The organism is uncultured Parolsenella sp. (assembly GCF_934660935.1).
Classification (GTDB): Bacteria; Actinomycetota; Coriobacteriia; order Coriobacteriales; family Atopobiaceae; genus Parolsenella.
In genome coordinates this window covers 1-9,751 of the sequence record NZ_CAKUIH010000020.1, presented here as the reverse complement: position 1 = coordinate 9,751, position 9,751 = coordinate 1, and the positions used below count along the sequence as shown (strand labels likewise).

Annotated in this window: 9 protein-coding genes; 4 read left to right on the top strand and 5 right to left on the bottom strand. The window is 63.6% G+C overall.

Annotation, left to right across the window (positions count from 1 at the left end; genetic code table 11):
* On the bottom strand, positions 1-1,295 hold a 1,295-nt coding region (locus tag Q0H23_RS07905; RefSeq protein ID WP_293837273.1), incomplete at its 3' end, for an ABC transporter ATP-binding protein.
* Positions 1,296-1,415: 120 nt separating this feature from the next.
* Here Q0H23_RS07905 and Q0H23_RS07900 point away from each other — a divergent pair.
* From Q0H23_RS07900 to Q0H23_RS07890, 3 genes are all read left to right on the top strand, one after another.
* A complete protein-coding gene (locus tag Q0H23_RS07900; RefSeq protein WP_293837271.1) occupies positions 1,416-2,414 on the top strand; it encodes a helix-turn-helix transcriptional regulator in 999 nt (332 codons plus the stop codon).
* A gap of 252 nt (positions 2,415-2,666) precedes the next feature.
* On the top strand, positions 2,667-3,404 hold the full coding sequence (locus tag Q0H23_RS07895) for a VUT family protein (RefSeq protein WP_293837269.1): 738 nt from the start codon (positions 2,667-2,669) through the stop codon (positions 3,402-3,404).
* Entirely contained in the window at positions 3,404-4,102 is a 699-nt protein-coding gene (locus tag Q0H23_RS07890) for an SDR family oxidoreductase (protein ID WP_293837267.1), read from the top strand. The genes Q0H23_RS07895 and Q0H23_RS07890 overlap by 1 nt, the downstream gene beginning before the upstream one ends.
* A 292-nt stretch (positions 4,103-4,394) precedes the next feature.
* Here Q0H23_RS07890 and Q0H23_RS07885 read toward each other — a convergent pair whose 3' ends face one another.
* From Q0H23_RS07885 to Q0H23_RS07870, 4 genes are all read right to left on the bottom strand, one after another.
* A complete protein-coding gene (locus Q0H23_RS07885; RefSeq protein ID WP_293837265.1) occupies positions 4,395-5,282 on the bottom strand; it encodes a DegV family protein in 888 nt (295 codons plus the stop codon).
* Positions 5,283-5,749: 467 nt separating this feature from the next.
* Entirely contained in the window at positions 5,750-6,802 is a 1,053-nt protein-coding gene (locus tag Q0H23_RS07880; protein ID WP_293837263.1) for a 2-keto-3-deoxygluconate permease, read from the bottom strand.
* Between the two features lie 770 nt (positions 6,803-7,572).
* Entirely contained in the window at positions 7,573-8,412 is an 840-nt protein-coding gene (locus Q0H23_RS07875) for a TipAS antibiotic-recognition domain-containing protein (RefSeq protein ID WP_293837262.1), read from the bottom strand.
* A gap of 229 nt (positions 8,413-8,641) precedes the next feature.
* Positions 8,642-8,950, bottom strand: a complete 309-nt coding sequence (locus Q0H23_RS07870; RefSeq protein WP_293837260.1) for a hypothetical protein — start codon at positions 8,948-8,950, stop codon at positions 8,642-8,644.
* Here Q0H23_RS07870 and Q0H23_RS07865 point away from each other — a divergent pair.
* Positions 8,940-9,179, top strand: coding sequence for a hypothetical protein (locus Q0H23_RS07865; RefSeq protein ID WP_293837257.1), 240 nt, complete (start codon positions 8,940-8,942; stop codon positions 9,177-9,179). The two genes, Q0H23_RS07870 and Q0H23_RS07865, sit on opposite strands and share 11 nt — an antisense overlap.
* Positions 9,180-9,751: the final 572 nt, after the last annotated feature.

Below are 9,751 nucleotides of genomic sequence, written 5' to 3'. Positions count from 1 at the left end.
GTCTGGAACACGAAGGCGACCTGGTCCATAAGCTCGTGCGGATCCATATCGCGAACGTCCACACCGCCTACGAGCACTCGACCCGAGGAAACATCCCAAAAACGCGGGATCAGGCTTGCGCAGGTTGACTTACCGCCACCCGAGGGGCCCACAAGGGCGAGGGTGCTACCAGCGGGAACGCTAAAACACGCATGGCTGACAGCAGGTGCTTCGGCACCCTCGTAGGTAAAACTCACGTCCTCAAATCGCACGTCGCCGCCGGCAGGGTGCTTGGGTTGAGCGGGCACGGAGAGCTGCTTGGAATCCATGACGCTTCGGATGCGAGCTAGCGAATCGGCACTCATCTGAGAGGCCTCGCCCACAAACATGAGCTTGGTCATGGCCGTCGGTACCACGGCCGAAAATATCGCGTAAAACGTGAAGTTGGCCATAAAATGCGCGAAGTCCGTCTCGCCCGGCGCCAACAGCAACGCCACGGGCAACAGGAATGTCACAAGACCATTGAGCGCGGCAAGGTTGAGCACCTGCGGGCCGCGGCAGAACCTACCCGCATAGTCTTGCGCCAGGCGCGCGTACTCGGCAATCGCATCGTGGAAAGCCTTAAAGGAGTAGACCGTCTGCTGGAATACCTTGACCACGGGAATGCCGCGCACGTATTCGGTACCCGTCTTGTTCATTTTGACTAGTGCACCCATGTAGGCCTTCATGAACTCGGCGCCTTTGCCGCTCATCATGGTCGCCATGGCGGCGAAGGATACGGCAACGGAGACGAGGCAGGCAGCGCCCAGGCGCCAGTCGAAGGCAAAGAGCAGCACGAGCAGGCCCACCACCATCGCCACGGCACCCGAGATATCGGGCAGCATGTGCGCGAGCAGCGTCTCGGTCGAGGCGGCGCACCCGTCTACAATGCGGCGCAGCTCGCCGGTGGCATGCGTGTCGAAGTAGCCGAGCGGCAACTTAAGCAGGTGCTCGCTCGTGGCCTTACGGATATTGGACGCGCAGCGAAACGCAGACAGGTGCGTGCACATGAGCCCCGCAAAATAGACCACGATGCTCGCCAGGCCAAACCCCACGGCCCACCACCCGTACATCGCGATGCCCGTGGCCTCGCTCCAATTGGGCGCCACGGCAAGAAGGTCGCGCGCCACGAGCCAGATGCACACATAGGGCCCGAAGCCCAAGAGCTGCGACGCCGCCGACAACCCCGTCCCGAGGTACGTGAGCCATTTGCGGTCGCCGGCGTACGCGAGCAGCTCGCCGATGTCGCCGCCCTTCCTTTTCTTCTCCTCAGCCATGTGATTCCTTTCTAACGGCTTGAGAGTTAACTTGTACGAACTTATCATTGTGTTGTTAGCCTTGACTTACAGTGCAGTCGAACGCGGACGATTCGGCAAGGGAAGGGGACGTTTTTGCAAATGCGACGCGCGCCATCCGACATAACCGAGCTCTACGCGCCGCAGTTCGAGCAGTTTGGCATCGAGCTCAAGAACAGGGGCGCCATTTTTACCGGTGAGGTAGCAAGCGATCAGGCGCATGGGCGGGCATGGATCGTGCCCCTCTCCCCCACCTGCCTTGTGATGGAGCACTTCATCACCCCCGCGCGCGACATGCACCTTTTGGAGCGCACGCCCGAGCCGTACGCCTGCGTAAGCGAAGTCAACGTACCGACGCTCACATGCATGCCCGACGCCGGAATCACGCCCGCCAACCTCATGCCACTGCGCGGCTCCTGGCCGAACGACGCGGTATGCAGCTTTATCCAAGACAACTGCGGCGAGGAGTTGAGCCCGCTGTTTGCGGGACAGCTCTACCATTCGAGGTCCGTTCTCTTCCTGCCAGGCTTTTTCGAAGAGCTCGAGGATCGCTACCCCACCGAGTTCGCGGGGCTCTTCGAGGCGTTCGCCGAGCCGTGGTGCGACGAGGCGGCATCCGCTATCTACCACGCGCTGCGACGGGTCAGCGAAGAGCGTGCCCGCTCGGCGGGCGGGCGTGTGTTCATGCGAGGCGTCGTGGATACCATGGTCGCCGAGCTCGCCTGTTCGCACGCCGCCTGCAGGCAGGCCTTGCGGGCGACGGGAACGCGGGCAAGCGCGGGCCTCGCCGGGGAGGCGGCCGCCGCCGTCGAGCGGGCGCTCGACGGCGGACAGCGCGTAGGCATCGACGAACTCGCTGCAAGCCTCTACACGAGCCGCTCCAAGCTCTGCGCCGTCTTTAAAGCCGAGACGGGCGAGTCCCTGGGCGCCTACATGCGCAGGCGCCGCATGGAGCGTGCGCAAGACCTTCTTGCCGACAGCTCGCTTTCCATAGCGCAAATCGCCGAGCTGCTCGGGTTTCCGCAGCAAGCGGCCTTCGCGCAGGCATTCAAAGCAGCGAACGGCTGCTCCGCGACAGCCTGGCGAAGCGCCCACCGCTAGGGATGCCCCACCGGCACGCGGCGTCGCCGGCGCGCGACCGCGACCCCGCCGGCACGCGACCCCGCCGGCCCGCGCGCAAAGCGCCTGCGACAACCATCTCGCAGGCGCATCGTCGGCGCGCCCCGCCATGCCCGGCACGCGACTGCCACGCGCTTTTGCTACCATGTCCTGCGGCGGATTCGCCGCCCGCGCTGTTCTCCTCCGATATCCAGCGCGATAGAAGCTAAAACCAAAGGAAAGAGAGACAACCACATGATCAAGAACGTCCTGGAGGACTACAAGCTCCTCCTGCGCAGCATCCCTGCGTCCACCGTCACCAGCTTCGTCGTGAGCGTCATCCTGATGAACCTCCTCGCAAACAAGGAGCTCATCAGCCTCCCCTGGCTCGCGCTCGACTGCGGCTTCACCCTCTCGTGGGTGTCCTTCCTCTGCATGGACATGATCTGCAAACGCTTCGGGCCCAAGGCCTCCGTCAAGGTGTCGCTGCTTGCCCTGGGCATCAACCTCGCCGTGAGCGCCCTGTTCTGGCTCGTCAGCCTCGCGCCCGGCATGTGGGGCGCCTACTATGACACCGGATCGCTCGAGGTCAATGCCGCGCTCAACGCCACCATCGGCGGCTCGTGGTACGTCGTCCTCGGCAGCTCCCTCGCGATGCTGTGCTCGTCCTTCGTGAACTCGCACCTCAACCAGTTCATCGGCCACCTTACCGACAACGGCAGCTTCGCCACGTTCGCCCTTCGCAGCTACGTGAGCACGGGCGTCGGCCAGCTCGTTGACAACCTCGTGTTCGCCATCGTGGTCTCGCACGTCTTCTTTGGCTGGACTTGGCTCCAGGTCATCACCTGCTCCATCACCGGCGCCCTCGCCGAGCTCGCCTGCGAAGTCCTTCTCTCCCCCGTTGGCTTCAAGGTCGCCGCGGGCTGGGAGCGCGAGGGCGTGGGCAACGAGTACGTCCAGATCCACGCCGCAGAGCGAGAGGCAAGGGCCTAATGGACACCCTCATCACTGGCACCGCAACCGGCATCGGCCGTGCCACGGCCGCGCTATTCCTCGAGCACGGACACCGCGTCTGGGGTCTCGACATTGCCGAGGCTACGCTTGAGCACGAGAACTACCAGCACTTTATTTGCGACGTCAGTGATGCGGCGAGTCTTCCTGATGGCCTCGAGCCGGAGGTTGTGATCAGCAACGCCGGCGTCCAGGGCACAGAGGACGACATCGCCGTGAACCTCCACGGCACCATCAACGTGGTCGAGAGGTACGCCTTCACGGGCGACGCCACGGGCGGTCGCCGCGAGCTGGGCCTCACGCCCGCGCCGCGCATCCGCTCCGTCGTCTGCGTCGGGTCTGCCAGCGGCCACACCGGCTCGGAGTTTCCCGAGTACGCGGCCTCGAAGGGCGGCGTCATTGCCTACACGAAAAACGTCGCCGGCCGCCTGGCGCCACAGGCCATCTGCAACAGCGTCGACCCGGGCGGCGTCCTCACCGAGCTCAACCTCCCCGTCATGGAGGACGAGCGCCTCTGGGGCCGCATCATGGACCTCACGCCGCTCCGCCGCTGGGCCACGCCCGAGGAGATCGCCGAGTGGATCTACTTCGTCGCGGTCACGAACCGCTTCATGACGGGGCAGAACCTGCTCATCGACGGCGGCGAGGCCGGGCGCACCGAGTTCATCTGGCCCGACTAGCGGCGGTACGGCACGCATGACGCGCTCGCGATTACCCGCCACGCCGGCACTGCCCCGTGACCAGCTCGCGAACGCACGACGTGCTCGCGGTCATCCGCCATGCCGGCGTCGCTGCGCGACCAGCTCGCGATCGTTCGCATATCCTCAATGAACCGCAGCTAGATAGCTCAACGGCCGGGACGAATCCATCTCGCCCCGGCCGTTTTCTCCTGGCTCGCGCGTGTCCGCACGGGCTCGCTCCCCGCCGTCCACATCCGCGCGGACCCACTCGCCACGCCCGTCTCGCGCGGCCCTACTCCCCGCGCTCGTCTCCCATGAAGAAGAGGGCGACGGTGCCGGGACCCGTGTGCGAGCCGATGACCGTGCCGATGTTGTTGATCACGACCTTACCCGCGAGCGCCGGGAACTTGGCCTCGACCATGTCGCGGACGGCCTCGGCGTCCTCGCGGCACGCACTCATCGAGAGCGAGCACTTGCCGGAGTAATCATGCCCGTTCTGGGCATGCTCCTCCATGCGGGCGACCATGTCCTTCTCGGCCTTGGCCTTGGTGCGGATCTTGTCGCGTGGGATGAGCTTGCCCTCGTTGTTCATGTTGAGCACGGGGCAGATCTTGAGCGCGGTGCCCACGAAACCGCTCACGCGAGAAACGCGGCCGCCGCGGACGTAGCTCGTAAGATCAGTCGAGAAGAACCAGTGGTGGACATGCAGGCGGTTCTCCATCGCCCACTCGTAGGCCTCGTCGAGCGTGGCGCCCTCGTCGCGCTTGTCGGCGAGATAGTCCACGAGCATGCCATAGCCCGAGCTCGCGCCCAGGGAGTCGACCACGAGAACGCGACGACCGGGATGCGCTTCCATGACCTGCGTCGCGGCAAGGCAAGCACTGCCGTAGGCGCCGGAAAGGCCGCTCGAGAGGGATACGTGCAGGACGTCCGAGCCGGCAGCCACGATAGGCTCCCACAGCTCGACGAACTCGCCCACGCTCACCTGCGAGGTGGTGGGGGTGGCACCGGCCTTGATGGCGGCGTAGAAGTCCTCCGGGGAGATGGACTGGTAGAGGTCATCGAGGTGGTCTACGCCGCTCTCGTCCCAGTGGAAGCAAGCGTAGGGAATCTCGCGGGAATCGAAGAAGCTCTTGTCCCTGTCCGCGGTGGAGCAGCAGGTAAGCGTGAAGTTTGCCATGGTGGTACCTCGTTATCGGCTCGGCATGCCGACGGAGCGGCGAGCGTCAAAGCCTCGCCGTTCTGTCGAGCGTTTTACCCGCATTGTACCGCGGGGCCGAATCCGGCGAGCATGAAGCGGGGCTCGCAGCCCGATGCCGAAAGCCCGCGCCTTCGCCGAATCCCCGCGCCTTCGCCAAATGCCGCCGATGCTAGCGGCACACGCATTTCGCGGCCTTCGTAACACGCGAAAGCACATGACCTGACAGGAACAGCACGCACAGGCACGACGCAACCAGGCGCGCAACGCACATGAGCAAAAGAGCACCCCCTCACCCAAACGCAGCGCACTTAGGCAAAAAGTGCGCCCCGCATCCCCCCACGGAACAACGCGGTCGCCACGCGCGCCCTCCGTGCAAACAAAAAACTCCCCTCGGCCGGTTTGACCGAGGGGAGGCTCGAAAGCGCGTTTCAATTAGCAGCTGGCTACTACTCGCCGTCGACGTCGCGCGCGACGGCCTCCTCGAGCGCCTCGACGCCCGCGGCGGAGAGGTCCTCCCCACCCTGGCAGAACTTCTTGTCGACCCAACCAGTGAGGATTGGCGCGAGGATTGCCGTGATGATGACAGCCGTGGCGATCTGGGCGTAGGCCGTCGGCGCGAGCTCGGCGTAACGCGGCGCGACCTCGGCAAGGGCGACCGGCGTCGTCATCGCGGTGCCAGCGACCGTGGAGCACGCGATGGCCGCCTTGCCGTTGCCGCCACAGAGGCGCTCGAAGGCGAACGTCACCGGACCGACGACGAACAGCGTGATAAGGCCGAGCAGGACGCCCGAGATGCCGCCGGCGATGAAGCTCGAGAGGCTCATGGACGCACCGAGTTGGAAGCCCAGGAACGCGATGGCGGGGTTCGTGCCCGGTACCAGCAGGTTCTTGACGAACGGGAACAGGTTGCCGAGGACCATGCCGATCACGAGCGGCAGGACGGAGCCCACGATGGTGCCCACGGGGATGTTCGCCAGGCCGGAAACGCCGAGGATGATCATCGTGATCGCGGGGCCGGCGGTGAAGAACAGGATGCCAACGGCGCCGCGCTCGGACTCGTCGCCGAACTCGCCCATGATGCCCGTGTAGAGCGCCATGTTGCAGAACGAGATGCCGCCGATGACGGAGACGGAGGACAGGCCAAGGAAGTTATCGCTGAAGAAGTAGGCGACGCCCAGACCGAGGGCCGCGGCGAGCACGAGCTTCGGGATGAGGATCACGATGCCGGTCTTGATGGCGCCCGGAGTCGACTTGAACGAGATGCCGGCGCCGACAAACAGCAGGATCGCAGCGACGACGGCGTTCGATCCGCCGCGCGTGGCAGCCGTGAAGAAGCCGCCAATCTCGAAGACCTGCGGGCAGAACGTGTTAAGGAGAAGGCCGACGATCATCGGATAGATCATGATGTCGCCCGGAAGGCGCGGCACCCTGAACTTGGGCCCGGACGCCTCGGCGGTGGCCGCTGCGGTCATCTCCTTGTCATCACCTGGCTGTGCCATTAGGTCCCCCTATCTGCCGTTTTTAGGTTTGGAAATACTAACAAACGCAGATACTGGGGCCGCAGATGTTCTCACGGTTGTAACGAATGTGGTGTCCGTTAATAGCAATTTCGCGAGTGGTGGTCAAAAACACCTGCGCGGCGGACAGTTTAGGGACCTGAAAAGCCCAAAATAACGCCTTTCGCGGGTTTCGATGGTGTTGTCGCGAGCACAGCCGAGTAGCGCTATAACACAACAACGAAGCTACCTGCGTATTTGCAAATTGACAATTGCTCCAGCTTCCAAGCCAGAGCTCCAAACCCCTCGAAAGTGTCCGCCGCGATGAGCTTTTTGACCACCCGCAGCAAAATTAGGTTTCGAGACGCCCTCGCGCCGCCATCACGAGGCCTGTTTCGTCTGTGCTCCGGACGTAACAGGCCCTCCAACAAGTCAACCTCATCTCATGAGCAAGAAGCACCCCCTGAACTTCAGGTCTCCAGGTCACGTCCAGGAACGTCCCCCCTTCCCGGTGGTCAAAAACACCATCTTGGCGTACGCCTCATCGCTCAAAGCAGCCGGTTTGGGGGGGTGCCTGCGGCTCCTCGAGGGATCCGGAGAGTCGGCCCCATTGGCACTCACAACTGACCAATTAATCTACCTGCATATTTGCAAATGGCTTGTTTTGCGCGCTCTACGAATGGACCTCAATACCCACCCCGTGCGTACGCCAGGATGGGTATTTTGACCACCTGCCGTCAAAAACGCCGACCGCAGGCCGCCCAAATCAGAAACTAGCCGCGCTTCGCCCTCAAACCGCACGATGCATCGACTGCCTGCACGAGAAACTCCGTCGCACCCTCGCCGCAAGGCCCGTCGTAGTAGGCAACAAACCTCGGATCCGCAAGATATCCCTGGCAAAGGCCCAGATACGCGGCATCTTTGGGTTCGGCGCCCCAGTGCAGGCCCACCCAGCGACGATGCATCGCCACAAGTTTCTCCGCCTCGGGCCCGCGAACATCACCGTCCGCCATGGCGATCGAAAGCTGCCCCAGGACCGCGCGCTCGAGCTCCTTCAGGTCATTCCACGCAGCCGCGTCCATGTCGAGAATCCGCTCGTTAGCAGCGTCAACCGCCTCGTCTCCGTAGCGCTCGCGGACCTCAGCGCCATAACGCTCCTCGTTCTCGCGATCCACGCGCCAACGCTCGAGCTGCGGCAGCACCGCGCCCATGAGCGACACCGCCTCGTCGAGCGTCATGCCCTCGTTCTCCGCCAACCGCGGAGCACAGTCCTCAATCATGGCCTCCATCGTGGTCTCATAGGTGTAGTGGCCACCGTCATAGCACCACTTGCAGTAGTGGTCATTCTTCTTGCCGTCGGCGTCCGTGCCGAGGTCGGCCGGCGTGAGATACATGCCGCAACTCTCGCAATAGTGCTCCGGCATCTCCAGCAGATGTGACAGGGGCTCACCCGTGACGGCGGCGACGAGCTTCATCATGTCGATGCCCGGCGTCACCTCACCGCGCTCCCAACGACTCACGGCCTGGCGCGTGACATAGAGCTTTGATGCAAGTTCCTCCTGCGTGAGGCCATGCGAACGGCGAACTGCCACGAGCCTGTCTGCGAATGCCATGGTGGGTCCTTCCTGCGGTTTCGATTGCTGGCTCAAGTATGAGCGCCGCCGGATGGGCTGCCAAGCAATCGTTGGTTGCGCAGCCCGCACCGCGTGGCAGGCACGCGCCGCGGCGACAAGTCAGCTCGGAAACGCCCTGGCCGCGGAACCCGTCCGTAAGCATCCGCCCAGTGCGGCACACGGTAAGCGTTTGGGCCGCACAGCAAGCAGCCCGCCGCGAGCAACGCGGCTAGCGGCCGCCCGCCAGGATGTCGGCCAGTAGCTCGACCGCGCCGTGGAGCTGGACGTCACCGCCCGGCTCGGAGCGTATGCCTCTCTCCTCCAGCGCGACGACGAACCCGGGGGCCGCGAGGACGGCACGGACCACCTCGTCCGGGACGCAAACGGCTGACACGGACCACCCGTAGGAGAGATAGGCGTCGGCGGAGACGTCCCTGTACCCGGGCCCAGGGAGCTCGTCGCTAACCCTCACCTGGCCCGCGACCCAACGACCCTCCCAGGGGTCGTCCAGGTCGGAGGGGCGGAGCATGCCCGTCATCCCCGGCCTCGAAAACCGCATTGGAAACTATCGCGGCTGGCTCACTCTCAGCAGCTTCCCCAAGGGAGACGGGTCGACGCTGCACATCGCGGGTTATGAGCTCCCCTTCCACTACGTTCACGTACGCCCGTCGACTCCGGGCGACATACGCCCCCACGTCGTTGTCGACATCTCGAGCCTCGACGTTCCGATCAAGCTGCTTGAGGGAGAGACCTTCGAGTTCGGCTGATGCCGTCCGCCTGCGAAAGCCACACGCAAAGTCCGTCATAACTCTCTTGATTGAGCACCGACCATATCGAGCACGAGCTAAAAGCTGATGACAACGGGTGCCGGTCACCCCCGAAACTAGCTGGATTAGAATGTCCCTAGAGCGGCAGCCCCCACTACGTCTGGTGGCTTTGGCTGCCGCTTTGATTGCTTGGCCGCCAGTCAGATCGACACTGTCTCTTGGGTTAGACCGAAGAGCACGCGGAAGTAGATGCAGACCGTATCCTCCTCGCGATTCGCATAGATACGCATATCGTCTCGGTTTGATTACCAGCCAGATCGACACTTCACCAAAACACGAGGTGCGGGTCCCACCTCTGCCAACAGGTTTGATTACCAGTCAGATCGACACTGCGCCAAAACAAGCTTTCCGTGCCCGTCGACGAGCGGGACATTTGATTACCAGTCAGATCGACACTGCACCAAAACTCGAGGAGTGGTGCTAGGAGAAGCCGGACGGTTTGATTACCAGCCAGATCGACACTTCACCAAAACACGAGGTGCGGGTCCCACCTCTGCCAACAGGTTTGATTA